Source organism: Streptomyces sp. NPDC037290, assembly GCF_055603245.1.
In genome coordinates this window covers 148,243-163,022 of the sequence record NZ_JBVJVZ010000014.1, presented here as the reverse complement: position 1 = coordinate 163,022, position 14,780 = coordinate 148,243, and the positions used below count along the sequence as shown (strand labels likewise).

Annotated in this window: 14 protein-coding genes, 1 tRNA gene and 2 pseudogenes; 10 read left to right on the top strand and 7 right to left on the bottom strand. The window is 67.5% G+C overall.

All coding sequences use genetic code 11. The features are described 5' to 3' along the window. Positions 1 to 68: 68 nt before the first annotated feature. Positions 69 to 518, bottom strand: a complete 450-nt coding sequence (locus ACZ7HQ_RS34435; protein WP_470998692.1) for a hypothetical protein — start codon at positions 516 to 518, stop codon at positions 69 to 71. A 209-nt stretch (positions 519 to 727) separates the two neighbouring features. On the opposite strand from ACZ7HQ_RS34435, the pseudogene ACZ7HQ_RS34430 reads away from it, so the two are divergent. The 5 genes and pseudogenes from ACZ7HQ_RS34430 to ACZ7HQ_RS34410 form a co-directional block, all read left to right on the top strand. Further along, a pseudogene (locus ACZ7HQ_RS34430) lies at positions 728 to 917 on the top strand (site-specific integrase); the annotation flags it as partial. Between the two features lie 144 nt (positions 918 to 1,061). Continuing rightward, positions 1,062 to 1,457: a hypothetical protein gene (locus ACZ7HQ_RS34425; RefSeq protein ID WP_470998689.1), complete on the top strand. Its 396-nt coding sequence runs from the start codon at positions 1,062 to 1,064 to the stop codon at positions 1,455 to 1,457. 480 nt (positions 1,458 to 1,937) lie between these two features. Further along, positions 1,938 to 2,480 (top strand): SMI1/KNR4 family protein, encoded by a 543-nt coding sequence (locus tag ACZ7HQ_RS34420; protein WP_470998686.1) that lies wholly within the window; start codon positions 1,938 to 1,940, stop codon positions 2,478 to 2,480. Positions 2,481 to 2,492: 12 nt separating this feature from the next. Then, positions 2,493 to 2,762: a hypothetical protein gene (locus ACZ7HQ_RS34415; RefSeq protein ID WP_470998683.1), complete on the top strand. Its 270-nt coding sequence runs from the start codon at positions 2,493 to 2,495 to the stop codon at positions 2,760 to 2,762. A 763-nt stretch (positions 2,763 to 3,525) separates the two neighbouring features. Continuing rightward, positions 3,526 to 3,666, top strand: coding sequence for a type II CBASS E2 protein (locus tag ACZ7HQ_RS34410; RefSeq protein WP_470998680.1), 141 nt, complete (start codon positions 3,526 to 3,528; stop codon positions 3,664 to 3,666). 430 nt (positions 3,667 to 4,096) lie between these two features. On the opposite strand, the gene ACZ7HQ_RS34405 is transcribed toward ACZ7HQ_RS34410, so the two are convergent. Continuing rightward, positions 4,097 to 4,471: a hypothetical protein gene (locus ACZ7HQ_RS34405; RefSeq protein WP_470998677.1), complete on the bottom strand. Its 375-nt coding sequence runs from the start codon at positions 4,469 to 4,471 to the stop codon at positions 4,097 to 4,099. Between the two features lie 1,249 nt (positions 4,472 to 5,720). Between ACZ7HQ_RS34405 and fxsT the strand changes: the two genes are divergently transcribed. Beyond that, a complete protein-coding gene (gene fxsT / locus ACZ7HQ_RS34400; RefSeq protein WP_470998674.1) occupies positions 5,721 to 8,537 on the top strand; it encodes an FxSxx-COOH system tetratricopeptide repeat protein in 2,817 nt (938 codons plus the stop codon). Between the two features lie 443 nt (positions 8,538 to 8,980). Further along, a complete protein-coding gene (locus ACZ7HQ_RS34395; RefSeq protein ID WP_470998671.1) occupies positions 8,981 to 9,529 on the top strand; it encodes a GNAT family N-acetyltransferase in 549 nt (182 codons plus the stop codon). 24 nt (positions 9,530 to 9,553) lie between these two features. Here ACZ7HQ_RS34395 and ACZ7HQ_RS34390 read toward each other — a convergent pair whose 3' ends face one another. Next, positions 9,554 to 9,781, bottom strand: coding sequence for a hypothetical protein (locus ACZ7HQ_RS34390; RefSeq protein ID WP_470998668.1), 228 nt, complete (start codon positions 9,779 to 9,781; stop codon positions 9,554 to 9,556). A 421-nt stretch (positions 9,782 to 10,202) separates the two neighbouring features. Here ACZ7HQ_RS34390 and ACZ7HQ_RS34385 point away from each other — a divergent pair. Beyond that, positions 10,203 to 10,460, top strand: a pseudogene (locus tag ACZ7HQ_RS34385) (tyrosine-type recombinase/integrase); the annotation flags it as partial. Between the two features lie 137 nt (positions 10,461 to 10,597). Here ACZ7HQ_RS34385 and ACZ7HQ_RS34380 read toward each other — a convergent pair. Next, on the bottom strand, positions 10,598 to 11,005 hold the full coding sequence (locus tag ACZ7HQ_RS34380; RefSeq protein WP_470998665.1) for a hypothetical protein: 408 nt from the start codon (positions 11,003 to 11,005) through the stop codon (positions 10,598 to 10,600). 467 nt (positions 11,006 to 11,472) lie between these two features. On the opposite strand from ACZ7HQ_RS34380, the gene ACZ7HQ_RS34375 reads away from it, so the two are divergent. Further along, entirely contained in the window at positions 11,473 to 11,709 is a 237-nt protein-coding gene (locus ACZ7HQ_RS34375) for a hypothetical protein (RefSeq protein ID WP_470998662.1), read from the top strand. Between the two features lie 234 nt (positions 11,710 to 11,943). Here ACZ7HQ_RS34375 and ACZ7HQ_RS34370 read toward each other — a convergent pair. From ACZ7HQ_RS34370 to ACZ7HQ_RS34360, 3 genes are all read right to left on the bottom strand, one after another. Beyond that, positions 11,944 to 12,017, bottom strand: a tRNA-Pro gene (locus tag ACZ7HQ_RS34370). A 65-nt stretch (positions 12,018 to 12,082) separates the two neighbouring features. Beyond that, entirely contained in the window at positions 12,083 to 12,841 is a 759-nt protein-coding gene (locus ACZ7HQ_RS34365; RefSeq protein ID WP_470998659.1) for a Pr6Pr family membrane protein, read from the bottom strand. A 236-nt stretch (positions 12,842 to 13,077) separates the two neighbouring features. Then, entirely contained in the window at positions 13,078 to 14,004 is a 927-nt protein-coding gene (locus tag ACZ7HQ_RS34360; protein ID WP_470998656.1) for a metallophosphoesterase, read from the bottom strand. A gap of 115 nt (positions 14,005 to 14,119) precedes the next feature. Here ACZ7HQ_RS34360 and ACZ7HQ_RS34355 point away from each other — a divergent pair, with 115 nt between their 5' ends. Further along, on the top strand, positions 14,120 to 14,587 hold the full coding sequence (locus ACZ7HQ_RS34355; RefSeq protein WP_470998653.1) for a GatB/YqeY domain-containing protein: 468 nt from the start codon (positions 14,120 to 14,122) through the stop codon (positions 14,585 to 14,587). The last annotated feature ends 193 nt before the right edge of the window (positions 14,588 to 14,780 follow it).

Here is a 14,780-nt window from a genome sequence, read left to right as displayed (position 1 = left end):
GACACCTACCTCGCCGGCCTCCACCTGCGCGCCTCGATGATCTGGATCAAAGACCTCACCAGCACCACTCACTGATCACGACTCGATACGCGCCCTAGCGCCATGTCGTGTCGAACGAGCTCGCACTCGGTTGTCAGCCTCGAAGCGAGGCCGGTGACGTTGTCCGGTCCAACCTCAGCCATTTCGTGGCCGGTGTCATGGACTCCGTAATACGCCTCGCTCAGCCGCACCATGTCGACCTCATCGGACATGATGGTCCGCCGAAACTCAGCCAGTGAGTGCTGGAACAGCCGATAGGAAGCTCGACGCGCTTCGGTCAACCAACGGTGGCGCTCGCCTTCAGACTGAGCGCGTACCGCCTCCAACGCGCCTTGCTGCGTGAGTTGAGCTGCCTCTAAGGCCGCGCGATGACTGCTCTCGGCCTGGGCCAACATGGCTCGCATCTGCCACCTGGCTATGAGCACGCTCACCGGAATACCAGCGAGAGCAAGGATGGCCGCGACTCCGGAGAGATCCATAGCAGACCATCATGCGGTCTCATGGTGATGATCGTGAATGCCTCGCGTTCTGACCTCATGCCGCCGGCCAACCCTCTCCAGGGCGCGCGTCGGCGCAGCCCGCGCCGACCGGAGCGCAGCCGGGTCTCGATGAAGTTGGGAAAGTCTTGTCCCGCTGGGATGAGGTGCTTGCCGTCATGGCTCCGTACGTGGGGACCGTTGCCGACCAAGTGAAAGGCCGGCCGGACCTCGATCCGCCGAGCCCCCGCACATCGCCGTCCGGAGTCCCGGGCTCGTCTTCTCCTCGGCCGTGGGCAAGTCCCTCGATGCGGCCAACGTCCGCCGCGCCTTCCGCCAGCGCTCAAGGGCATCGACGGGATCAACGCCGACGAGTGGACTCCGAGGGACAGCAGATGTTCGGGACGATGGGAGGCGCCGCCGTCTGGCACTGTTCGATTGCAGCAGCAGTAATTCCGCTTCAACCCTCCGCGACCGCCACGCGGGCCGTTGCCGCCTTCCGCGGTCCCGAACACGATTGCGGGAGCTGGGTGCGATCATGCACGCATGAACCATCTCGGCGACGCGAACCTGCGCACCTGGACGCTGCGCATTACGGCCCTCCTGGCGGCCGACACCCAAGATCAACTTGCCTGGCTGGGCGAGCGTGAGCTGGAGACGAAGGACGTCGTTGAAGAGGTGGAGCTCATGTGCCGCGTGTCCGAAGGGCTCACGGAGCGCGGAGCCCTCGAGCCTGAGGATCAGCGTCGTCTTCGGGCCATCGGCCGTCGCATCGGCGAGATCGACGCCACCCACCGCGTTGGCCCCTGGGACAACGCTCTGGCCACAGATTCGGCGTGGGACGACATTCGTTCTCTCGCTCGCCAGTTTCTCCTCACGAAGCTGGGAGACTGGCATCAGCCACTGCCACGCCTCGTGCCCCCACCCATGGGCGACCACTGAGCCGGCCGTGAATATCTGCTGTCCGTTCTCATGGACAAAGCCACTGTCGGGTGGCGGGATTTGAACCGTTAAACACTCACGCCGCGCCTCTGCCCGGACGAGGTGGTTCCAGCCCGTGCAGGGGGAAGGATGCTCGCATGGGCGGACCCACTCGGAGAGACCGACGAACGCCGGGCCGCAGAAAACCGTCTCTGGCAGCATTCGGGATCGCGTTCACGATGATCTGGCTGCAAGTGGGCCACCGTCACTTCACATACTGCCGAGCGATCAGCCGCCGCACGGCTGCGCAGCTCCCGGACTACGCCGAGACGGTGGCCACGTGCCGACCACGCGGCCGCTCCACGCCACTGCTTGTCTACGTGCTGCCCGCCCTGGCTTCCGTGATGTGGCTGGTACCTGCTGCTAATCAGCTGATGCCGACATCCATCACGGCCCCCAAGGGCACTGCCCTCCCTCTCTCCGGGCTGAGAGGGTGAGCCGGTGACTGATGACGAGGTCGTGGAGATGGTGCGTGCTGTAACCCGGACACGAACCCTGCCCCCGCCCGCAGGGTCGGATGCTATCGCCGAGGCGGAACAGGTCATCGGGTTTCGGACGCCTCCGCTCCTGCGGCGTCTGTACAGCGAAGTGGCCAACGGAGGATTCGGGCCGGACGACGGCATCCTGGGCGTGAGCGGGGGCCACGCCCAAGGCGACTTCTACGACATCGCCGAGTTGTACCGGGACGGACCAGATCCGTCCGGCCGCATCCCCGCCGGCCTGGTGCTGGTCTACGACTGGGGGTGCACCATCTGGTCTCTGATCGACTTCCGCGACCCCGCGGGCCGCATGTGGTGCAACCACCAGGGAGAGCTTTGGGCCCAAGGGATCACTCTCGCGGAGTGGCTGATCGGCACGTCGGCAGGAACGCTGACGGTGGACACGCTGCTCGACAGCCGGCCCGCCGTCGAGGGCGTTCCTTCGACGACCCGGAGACGGCCCCCGTTTGGGCCGGGGCACGTGGTGACCATGGGGGTGGAGTGAGACTGTCGCAGGGTGAGTGTGTGGATCGATTGGTCGCTCAAAGGTGTCGGCAGCGCTGGCGAGGAAGCGGAAGACGTGATGGCAGCTGTCCGCGCCGTTGACATCTCCGTTGAGCGCGCACGACGGGTCTTCGGGTCTGACTCTCAGTGGAAGGCACTGAGGGGCGCCGCGGACCGCATGAAGGTGCGCATGCTCGATGAAGGGCGAAAGGCGCTGTCACGGGGTGAGGAGTGGGGGGCAATGATCGAGGGGGTGCAAGTCCGCCTCAAGCCACGTGAGTGAATGCGGCTTGCCCACGCGGTCGGCGCCGCTCGCGAGGGCGTTGCGGCCCTACAGGACCTTTGGCTCTTCAGTTGCTGCGGCGGCGATCAGCGCTACAAGGTTGTCGGTCCAGCAGTCAGACTCTTTCGTCGCGACTTCGGCGCCGCAGCCTATACAGACGAGGTTGGGGCCGTCCTGGCCAGCGGGACCGCAGCAACCACCGAGGCGCCGAGGATCGGGATGAAACGCTGTCCCAGGAACGTCGTCCGGGTGCAAGATCAGAAGGCTGGCATCAAAATTGATCTTGAAGGTTCCTGGGGCCATCCGTGGCGGAGCGACCTCATTGCCAGGCGGTCGCTCGGGACCTCGCAGAGGTTCCCCCGGCATCACCTCGCTGGTTAGAGGCTGCTGGCAGTTCACGCAGCGAAAAATGGTCATACGGCTATCCTCCTCGCCAGGGTGCCGTCGACCCACATCACGGCCCGCGGATCTTCCGGGATCGCAGCCGGATGCGTGGTATCCGGCACCTGGTGTGGGCGAAGCACGGCTCCGAATCTGCCCACCCTGAAGCGGGACTGGCGCGAGAAGGCTGTGAACGTCGCACTCGCGACCTCTGCCGCGCCGACCTACCTGCCTGCGATGCCGTTGGACGGAGCGCGCCTCATCGACGGCGGCGTGTGGTCATCGACCCGCCCCTGGCCCTGCACCCGCGTGCACCGCCTTGCCGCCTGTCTGTGCCGACGGCGACCTGTACCTGCATCCGCCTGTGGAGTGGAAGGAGGACATGCTCCTTCCACACACGATCCTGCCGTGGGTCTCGGAGTGGCTCCTGCACTACGAGGTGTGGCGGGTCGTGGGGCGCTGGACTGGCAGCGGCCACGACTATGCGGTGCCGCCGCCCGCTGAGCCCGACGATGGGGAGTAGCCGACCGTCGGGCGACGTGAGCCGACCAGCTCCTGACCTCGGAGAGTGGCTGCCAGGAGAGCCGCATTCCGAAGAGGGCTCCCGAATGGCTCCCACAATGGCCCCCAGAACGACTCAGGGACCCGACCCACTAAGCGGATCAGGCCCCTGACCTGGTACTTCACTGTCGGGGTGGCGGGATTTGAACCCACGACCTCTTCGTCCCGAAGCAACTTTCCCAGGCCTTCGATCTTGGGCTGGTGTGTCTCTCACCTGCTGTGATGGTCCGCAGGTGTGCGCGGTTGTCCGTCGCTGTCCGCCGGCGTTGTCACGCAGTTAGACACTCACCATTCCCTACGCCGGTTCGAAGGATTTGAGTAGTGGCACCGGCCGGCCCAGAGAGGGCCCAGGGTCTGCTGGCCCAACGCCGGTCGCACCAGGCCTTCCCGTGCTACTCGTCGGTCGGGCGCACGAATTCCAGGGACCATGTCTGCTGGAACTCGGGCTTGGGTGGGGTGAGTTCGATCTGTGCGCCGCGGTGACTAGCGGACCAGGCGAGGCCCTTCTCCGAGAGGATCTTGACGCCGCCGAGAACCGGCTCGAAGGTGAACCTCGCCCACTCGCTGCTGGGGACGCTGTTGACCCAGAGTTTGTCCTCGGCGATCACCAGCCCCGCGATCTCGTGGGCGGCGAGGCGAATCATGTAGGGCGCTCCCGGCTCCGGCTCGACGGGCTCGATGACCCACTCCTGTTCGATCGGGAGGGGATTGAGGCGGTCGGTGATGACGGGGGCGCCGTACTTCACGGCGTACTCGGTGGCAGTCACCAAGGAGCTTGGGCCAACGATGTGGGCGTGAAGCTTGTAGACGCCAGGTTTCAGTGGGATCGGAGGCATGGGCAGGGTTCCCTCTCTCACGCTGGGCTGTGAATCAGTGACTTACTGCCACCAATGCAGTCCCAACGTCACCATGCATGCAGCACCGATGCACGAGGGGTTACGCCATGCTGGGTACGGGCTGCTCAGGAAGAGGCGCCCGATCGCGGGTGATCGCCCCCGTAGATGTCAAAGGCTCCGGACCATGATCGGTCCGGGGCCTTTTGGCTGGTGCCTCCGGCAGGATTCGAACCTGCGACACCCGCTTTACCCAGCGCCAGAAGATCACGCAAGGTGCAAGGTGGTGCAGTTGAAGTGATGGCACTTACTTCAACGGTCCTCACGACGGCGGGCTAGATGATTCGTGGAACCTCGGCCGCGCGGAGCCGGATGAACCTCGAAAGACACCTGTCGCGGCCGACCTGTTCGGTCTGACGCCTGAGTCCCTGCAACGTTGGGGGCATCGCACTAGCGGCATGCGGCGTCCCGAGGGCCAGATTGTCTGCGATGGCTTGCGTGTGCGGAACGTATCGGAGCGCATAGTCACGCAGTTAGTCACTCAAACCAACAGGGGCCTGATCCGCTCTCACGGATCAGGCCCCTGACCTGGTACTTCACTGTCGGGGTGGCGGGATTTGAACCCACGACCTCTTCGTCCCGAATTAGGCCCTGGAAGATCACCGACCTGGGACGCATGGCAAAGATGGAGGTCAGAGTGTCGGGGTGTGTCGGTCTCCGATGGTGTTCCGAAGCCGCCATCTCAAGATCGTCTCCAGGATTTCTCCATGGCAGCATGGCAAGGCTGCGCACCGGGTTCACCGCGTATGCCCCCCGCCAAGCTGCGTCACGGACCGCGGGCGGGCAAGGGCAAGAGCCACGCATTACGAGTTGTCCGATCTTGGTCCGGGGGCGTCCGCGGGTGTCAGCGGCGAGATCTGAGCACCTGGTCAGCCAACATCCGGGACGGCCGTGGACGAGAGCGAACCGTCTCGCATCCAGCACCAACTGAGACTGCAACTGAGACCAGGGGCCCTTGCGGACCATTCACCATCCTTCTTAGTAGACGTTCCGCCGGTCGGTACGGTCCGGAGGCCTGCCCTCTTTGACGGCCTGTGGATGGGTGTGGGCGAACGTGGGCGGTCAGAGGGCGGGGAGTTCTAGGCTCGGGGCTTCAGCTGTGTGACTGGACGCGGGGGACGGGATGAACGGCGTTGAGACTCCTGGCGGCGCGTGGTTCGTCAGCCATGCGGGGGCGGATCGGGCCTGGGCGGAGTGGGTGGCGTGGCAGTTGCTCGATGCCGGGCACGAAGTGGAGTTGGACTACTGGGACTGGGGTGCGGGTGACAACTTCGTCCTGAAGATGAACGCCGCTCTGGAGCGCGGGCGGTTTCTGGCGTTGTTCTCCCCGGCCTACTTCGAGCCGGAGCGGTTCACCACGCCCGAGTGGACTGCCATCGTGGCGATGAAGGAGAAGGTCACCCCGGTGTGTGTGGCCGAGGTCGTCTCGCCACCGATCCTGCGCCCCCTCATTGCCCCGAATCTGTTCGAGTTGGGCGAGGAGGCCGCCCGCCGGGTGCTGTTGGAGGCGGTCAACGGCCCCCGTCGGCCGACCGCTCGACCGGCATTTCCCGGCGCATTGCGGCAGCTGGGTGGCAGCGGGCCCCGCCTGCCCGGGTCGCTGCCAAGGGTGTGGAACCTGCCCGCCCGCAACGCCTCCTTCACCGGCCGCGACACCCTCCTCGTCCGGCTCCGTCAGACCTTGGCGGCCAGCAGTCGCGTGGCCGTCCAGGCCCTGCACGGACGGGGCGGAGTCGGGAAGACCCAGCTCGCCATCGAATACGCACACCGCTTCGCCGGCGAGTACGAACTGGCCTGGTGGATCGCCGCCGAAAAACCCGCCCTGATCCCCGATCAACTCGCCCAGTTCGCCACCCGCATCGGCGCCGCACCTGCCGACGTCCCCTCCGCCGACGCCGTGGACGCGCTCTTGGGTGAGCTGCGCACCCGCTCTCGCTGGCTGCTGGCTTTCGACAACATCGAAGACCCTGCGGTCCTGGCCCCCTATCTGCCGGGTGGGGGTGGCCACGTCCTGATCACCTCTCGCAGCCCGCACTGGCAGGCGCACGCCAGCCCGCTGAACGTCGACGTCTTCACCCGCGCCGAATCCCTCGCCCTGCTGCACGCCCACGGCGCCGTGCTGAGCGACACCGACGCCGACCATCTTGCCCGGGCCCTCGATGACCTTCCTCTCGCTCTCGCCCAGGCCGCCGCCCTTCTCACCGACGGTCTGTCCGGCGCCGACCTGAGCGCCGAACTGGCCCGCAGCACGGCCGAAGTTCTGGCCGAGGGCCGCCCCGCCGGCTACCCGGTCTCCCTGGCCGCACAGGTCCGTCTGACCACGACCCGCCTGGAGTCCGACCACCCCGGCGCAGCCGCCCTCATGTCCGCGCTCAGCCTGCTGGCCCCGGAACCCTTCCCGGTCACCACCTGCGCCGGCCACCTCCCCGACACCGCCTCCGCGCCCCTGGCCGACGCCCTGGCTACCCGTCTGGCCGGCAGTGCAGCGCTGCGTGCCATCACTCGGCACAGCCTGGCCCGGGCCCAGGACGGCACCATTGAGCTGCACCGCCTCACCCAGACGGTGCTGCGCGACCAGCTCACGCCCGACCAACGCCGGCAGGCGAGCCGGGACGCCGAAGCCCTCCTGACCGCGGCCGACCCCGGGTCTGTCGGGCGTCCCTCGACCTGGCCCGCTTGGCGAACGCTGCTGCCCCACCTCCTCGCTGTGGACCCGGCCCTCATCACCACCGAGGCGGGACGGGATATCGTCCGCGATGCCTGCTGGTACCTGCTGGACCGCGGCCAGGCCCGCACCGCCCGAGACCGCCTCCAGCAACTGCACCACACCTGGTTACGGCAACTCGGCCCGGACCACGAAGGCACCTTGTGGACCGCCCACAGCCTCGCCCGCGCCTACGACGACACCCAGGACCACGAGCGAGCCCGCGCCCTGGACGAGGACACCCTCCAGCGCCGGCGCCGCCTTTTGGGTGAGGACCACCCCGACACCCTGCGCACTGCCTCCAACCTGGCCATCCGGCTGGCGGCGCTGGGGCGAACGGAGGAGGCCCGCGTCCTGGGGGAGGACACCCTGACCGGGAAGCGGCGGGTGCTGGGTGAAGACCACCCCGACACCCTGCGCACCGCCTCCAACCTGGCCATCGACCTGGCAGATCTGGGGCAGACCGAGGAGGCCTACGCCGTGGGCGAAGACACCCTGACCCGGCAACGGCAGGCGCTGGGTGAAGACCACCCCGACACCCTGCTCACCGCCGCCAGCCTGGCCATCTGGCTGGCGTCGCTGGGGCGAACGGAGGAGGCCCGTGCCCTGGGGGAGGACACCCTGACTCGACAGCGGCGAGTGCTCGGTGAAGACCACCCCAACACCCTGCTCACCGCCTCCAACCTGGCCATCCGGCTGACGGATCTGGGGCGAACGGAGGAGGCCCGCGTCCTGGGGGAGGACACCCTGACCCGACAGCGGCGGGTGCTGGGTGAAGACCACCCCGACACCCTGCTCACCGCCTCCAACCTGGCCATCTGGCTGGCGTCGCTGGGGCGAACGGAGGAGGCCCGTGCCCTGGGGGAGGACACCCTGACCCGACAGCGGCGGGTGCTGGGTGAAGACCACCCCGACACCCTGCTCACCGCCTCCAACCTGGCCATCTGGCTGGCGTCGCTGGGGCGAACGGAGGAGGCCCGTGCCCTGAGGGAGGACACCCTGACCCGACAGCGGCGGGTGCTGGGCGAAGACCACCCCGACACCCTGCACAGCGCCTCCAACCTGGCCATCGACCTGGCGGATCTGGGGCAGACTGAGGAGGCCCGCGCCCTGGGGAAGGACACCCTGACCCGACGGCGGTGGGTACTGGGCGAAGACCACCCCGACACCCTGCGCACCGCCAGGTTCTTGGAGGAGTTGGACAAGGCACGACAGGATCCGGGCAGCGGGGAGTGATCAGTCAGGACATCGACGATCTCCGAATTACGAGTTGTCTGATCTTGGTCCAGAGGTGTCCGCCGCCGTCCGCCATGCTGCTTACGCCCCTGGTCAGACGGCGTGCCGGACGTTAACGGATGCGGCCGGATCACCTCGGAGTCAACGGCAAACGAGACCACGACTGAGACCGCCGGGCCGACTACCCGGCATCGGCTGGAAATCGAGTGCGGGCTCCCCCAAGCGTGGGCACGTACTGTCGCATGGCCAAGAGACGAAGCAAGTCAAAGCGGGTTCAAAGCTCTGGTGGGTGGCGGGGAACGTCGCACCGGCTGACGCAAGGGTGGGGAGGCCCCCAGGGGACAACCATCCGTCTCGCGCGCCCTGAAGAGGGGCCGGCCGCAGTAGAGCTACTGCGACTCTCAGGCGAGGAACCGGAGCCCGCAGTGCTACAGGGGCTGGAGATGGGTCTGATAGGCGCAACCCTGGCGCGGGCACTTGACCACGGTCACGACGCGATCCTCCGGGATCTTGCAGTTGTGCTCCAGTCGCCCGAGCCATCGTGGGGCAGTCTTTCCGCCAGCTTGGGGCTCCTCTTGGTCGCTGTCGACTCGACAGGGCAGGTTGTGGGGGCACTGCTGGCTCATCCGCCGACGTCATTTCTCCTCAATCTCGCTGGCGAGGGGTTGGAGCAGAAAGACGTGTTCCTGGGACACATGGCCATTGCCAAGATCAAGGGGTTGGCGGTCGCCGACAACAGCCGTCACTCAGGCATTGGCTCAGCTCTGCTTCGGCGGTGCCGTGAGGTCTATTGGCAGTGCGGATACGAACTGTTGTACGGGCAGTTCCACTCCGATCGCGAGCTGCTGCCAGCTTTCTACAGCGCCTCTAACTTCGAGGTGCTCGCAGAGAACGACGGTGTTGACCTCTGGGTGGTGTTTGGACAGCGCGTTGTTCTGACCAACGAGCCCGGCGAACGACTCTTCTACCGATGGCGTAGGCACGGCGGCTAACGCAACACCGAGGGCCGGTCGCGACTAGAAGTGCCGAACCCGCGGCGCCTGCGGCACCTCCACCTCGTACGGGACCATCCACGGCTCGAAGCCGTCCCTGCGGCAGGTGAGGACCAGGCGCATGGGCATGTTGAGCCACTGGACCCGCCACCGCGCCTCCCGGTCGTTGCCCTCCTGCCAAAACGGTGGCCGCGTGCGCTCCAGCGCGAGAGGCCGGCCAGCACCCACCCGCAGCGAGAGCCCCGAGATCACCTGCCCGTTTTCCGTCGGCGTCGTCCACGTGGGGCACGAACCGCAGAGGGCCCCACACCTGCGCGTCCACCTGCTCCTGGGTGGGTCCCCCAGCGAGCCGGGGCGTGCGGTCCATGTCGTCGCTCGCGATCACCTCAAGGCGGATCGTGTCCAGGTAGCCCAAGGGCAGCGGCCCGGCCAGGTGCACGCTGAGCGTGGCGCGGTCACCCTCGGTCCGCTCGATCGTCACGCGGAATTGGGGCGTCAGGTCAGCGTGCCAGCGATCCCGCTCGATGCGGGCGACCGCCTCAGCCGTGGAGTTCGCGCGACGCGCCGCCATCCAGGCGCCACCCGTGGCAACGGCGCTGAAGACGGCCGTCGTCCCGGCAATGACGGAGGACCAGGGGGTTCCCATGAGGCGGGAGCCTAGCGGCAGTTGCGCCTGATACCCCACGGGCTCCGCCACACTCACAAGACCCTCATGAGAGAAGCGGGGACCCCGCCGAAGCTCATGGACGAACGCATGGGCCATGAGGACGGCTCCGTGCAGTCCCGCTATGACCACATCACGGCCGGAATGCGGAAGGCGCTGATGACCGCGCTCACCGAGATGTGGGAGGAGGCGTTGGAAGCACGTCGGGTGATGAGCCCCGACTCGCCCGTGGCAGCTCTGGACGCGTTGCTGAAGGCCCGCAAGTAGGGCGATGTCTGGAGACGAAGTGGTCGGTGGAGCCTTCGTGGGCTCAAGCGGAAACGAAGGGTGCCGGCCCCCCGGGAACGGGGGCCGGCACAGGTTGCGCACGTTCTTCAGAAGGGGTGGGGAACGCGCGGTTGAGGTCAGGCCTCGTCGCGCCGGTTGCGGAGGAACACGAAGACGATCGGGACGATCGCCAGGACCAGCGCCAGGGCGAGCTTCGCCGCCCACGGCATGTTCAGGTCCGTAGTGGACGCAAGAAGGGTGATCGGCCCGGCAGCGGAGAAGACCATGCCCAGCAGCAACGGGGAGATGCTAATGAGTTCGTCGGCGTTCGCCGCCGGAACCTCCATCCCGACGTCGGCACCGAGCTTCTCCACCTTGATGTTCAACCGGGCGCCCTGGCTGGGCTCCGGTCCATTCTCCGGGAGGCACAAAGCGGACCTGTCCGGCTGGCCTACCTTCGTGGTCCAGATCTGGACCAGGGCCCTTTCCGTGGGCTGTTCGCCCTCGTCCTCCGGCAACTCTGCCGGGTTAAGGACATCCGACACGTTCCGTGGATCCTTTCGTCCCGTCGGCCGAATTGAGCACCTCTTGTGCTCTGGGGATCCGGCCAATGCGCTGGGCTGCAAGGAGCTGGATGCTCCGAGCCGCCGTCGCTTCAGGACTCACCACGCGATCGAGGGGTGTGCCCCTGGCTAGGGCACACCCCTCTGACGATCAGCGGCGAGTTGAAGTAGCAAGCGCATCTGTGCACCCCTTCCTGGAACGTGGCTGAGTTGCCTGAGCCCGGATGGAGCCGGGTCTCACGGGGGAGCATACTCCGGAAGTGACCCATCACGCACCCATCGAAGTAAATTTTGGTGTTCTCGACACACCAGATTGGTGCACGGATGGTTCATCCATGCGATGATGGTGATCGTCAGGTAGTGCTGGGGAGCCGCTCGGGCGTGGGTCAGGCGCGCCCGGCCTGACATCAAGGAACGAGACTGGGGGACGATAGAGAGAGGATGATCGGGTGGCTCGTCAGACCGGCCTGCAGGCCGTACGTGAGAACGAGCGCTTCACCGTGACCTTGATTGCGACCGCCGTCCAAGCCGTCGCTGTGCTGATGAGGATCACGGGCCTGTCCAAGACGGACGTCATCAACCGTGCCGTACAGGTCTATGCGTTTCTTGCCCAACAGATGGACGACGGCAAGGAAGTGCTCCTACGAGACGAGGACGGCACCTTGGAGCGCGTTCACATCGTGTGATCCAACCGAGTGGGTCCGGGCAATAGCTAGTCGCTCGGGCCCACTCGTGCGCTCAGGGGTCCTCAGTCGATCAGTTCACCAGTCGGCGGCTCATCTTGCTGAGCGCTCGCCAGTAGCGGGCTAGGTGGAGACGATTTCAAGATCTTCTCCAGGATTTCTCCAGAGGGGCCCGTTAGAGACACGTCAGGCCGGGTACTGATCTCTCAGTACCCGGCCTGACCTGGTGTTTCTCTGTCGGGGTGGCGGGATTTGAACCCACGACCTCTTCGTCCCGAACGAAGCGCGCTGCCAAGCTGCGCTACACCCCGATGTCGCTGCTCTCGCGGCGACGTCGTTTACTTTAGCCCACTGGTGGCCGTAGACGAAATCCGGTTTAGACCCGGCGTCGGACGGGGGTCGGGCGGGTGTGGTCCAGGGCCACGAGGAGGACGGCCAGGGCGTAGATCCCGAGGCCCAGGAGGAGGGCGTTGGCCAGGGTGCTGCGGTAGCCGTGGGCGGCCACGTCCAGGAAGGGATAGAGGTAGCGGGAGGGGTTCGAGGGGGCGAGGAGCGCCGCTCGGGTGAGGGAGAAGGCCAGGTAGGCCAGGGGGTAGAGGAGCCAGGAGGCCGTCTGGCGGAGGCGCAGGCGGGCCGATGGCGTGAGCACCAGCCAGTCCAGCAGGGCCGCCGCCGGTGTCAGCGTGTGCAGGATCTGCAAGGTCGCCCACTGGGCGTGCCAGCGCTGGGGGGCCGCCGTCGCGCCGGTCATGGAGAACGGGGGCGTCGTGTGGGCCAGGAGCAGGTGGTAGACGAGGGCCGTGACCAGGGCGTAGAGGAGCGTGGCGCCTGTCACGGAGGAGGGGAGGGGGCGCCGGGCCCGCTCGGCTCTCGACGCCGAAAGGAGCATGACGACGGCCAGCATGATGTTGGCCTGGACGCTGAAGTAGCCGAGGGTGCGGGCCGGCGGGCCCAGCAGGAGCTCCAGTGTTACGCCGCCGGCCGCCGCCAGAGCGGTAAGGAGGCGGAAGAGCGCGACCATGGGGCGGCGGACCGGCGCCACCACCGCCGTCGCCGGGACCGGGGAGGGCAGCAGCAGGGGCGGGGCCGGGACCGCGGGCAGGTCTGGGATGTCCCTGGGTATCGGGGCGGTCATGCCCTCACGCTAGGAGCGGGGGAGGGGCGGGGCGATTTGTTGTACTCCGGATGGGGTACGCCGCCCACGGTGCGGAGGCCTGGCACGGGGCCCGGTGCTGAGACCCGGCACGGAGGCCCGGTGCTGAGGTCCGGCACGGAGACCATGCACGGAGACCCGGCAGGCACTGAGGCCCCGACGCCTCCCCTACACCCCTTAGTTCCCCTGCGTCCCTACTCCCCCTGCGCCCCTTGCCCCTACTTGCGCCCCACCAAGGTCAACAACGTCGCCTCCGGTGGGCACGCGAACCGGACCGGGGTGTAGCGGTTGGTGCCGCAGCCTGCTGAGACGTGGAGGTAGGAGGTGTGGCCGTCCGCCTTGTGGGTGGAGAGACCCTTCACGCGGTCCGTGTCCAGGTCGCAGTTGGTGACCAGCGCGCCGTAGAAGGGGATGCACAGCTGGCCGCCGTGGGTGTGGCCGGCCAGGATCAGGGGATAGCCGTCCGCCGTGAACGCGTCCAGTGTGCGCAGGTACGGGGCGTGGACCACGCCGAGCGAGAAGTCGTACGTCCCGGAGGGGCCGCCCGCCACCTGGGCGTAGCGGTCCCGCTTGATGTGCGGGTCGTCGAGGCCCGTCAGCTCGATCGAGACGCCCTCGACCTTCAGGACCCCGCGCGTGTTGGTCAGGTTCAGCCAGCCCGCCTCGTCGAAGCCGTCGCGCAGGTCCTCCCACGGGTTGTGGATCACGCCGACCGCCGGCGGGTTGCCGTTCAGCCCGTGGCGGCCGCTCGTCTTCTCCAGCAAGTAGCGGGCGGGGTTGCGGAGTCTGGGGCCGTAGTAGTCGTTGGAGCCGAAGACGTACGCGCCCGGGAACTCCATCAGGGGGCCGAGCGCGTCCAGGACCTCCGGGACGCCCTCGGGGTCGGAGAGGTTGTCGCCCGTGTTGATCACGAAGTCCGGGCGCAGGCCCGCCAGCGACCGCAGCCACCGCTGCTTCTTGCGCTGACCGCTCACCATGTGGATGTCGGAGACCTGGAGCACGCGCAGCGGCCGTATGCCCGGCGGGAGGACCGGGACCGTCACTCGTCGGAGGCGGAAGGAGCGGGCCTCGAAGCCCGCCGCGTACGCCAGCCCGGCGGCTCCTGCCGCCATGATCCCCAGGGGTACTCCGTATCGCGCGCGCATACGACCATCGTGTCAGACCCCGGCGGTGCCAAGAGACCGGCCGGCCCCCGTCGCGCGGCCGGCGTCCCTGAAATCAGCGGGCGTTCGGACCGGCACACCTGCGACAATCGACCGCATGACCACCACGCTCAAGTCGAAGCTGCAGGACGACCTCAACGCCGCGATCAAGGAGCGCGACGAGCTCCGCTCCTCGACGCTCCGGCTGACGCTCGCCGCGATCACCAAGGAGGAGGTCGCGGGCAAGGAGAAGCGGGAGCTCTCCGACGACGAGATCCTCAAGGTGATCACCCGTGAGGCGAAGAAGCGCCGGGAGGCCGCTGAGGCCTTCGCGCAGGGTGGTCGGCCCGAGTCGGCGGAGCGCGAGAAGGCGGAGGGCGAGGTGCTCGCCGACTACCTGCCCAAGCAGATGTCCGACGAGGAGCTGAACGCGATCGTCGCCCAGGCCGTGGAAGAGGCGAAGGCGGCCGGTGCCGAGGGGCCGCGAGCCATGGGTGCCGTCATGAAGATCGTGAACCCGAAGGTGGCCGGCCAGGCCGAGGGCGGCCGGGTCGCCGCCGCGGTGAAGAAGCTGCTTCAGGGCTGAACCACCCGGCCCACCCGGCCCACCTAAGCCAGCTGGGCCACGTAGGTCAGCTGGGCCACCTAGGTCAGCTGGGCCGGTCATGAGGCGGAGGAAGTACGGCGGTGGGGGGGGGGGGGGGGGGGGGGGGGGGGGGGGGGGGGGGGGGGGGGGGGGGGTGGGGGCGGTGGAGGCGGAGGGGGGGGCGGGGCGAGGG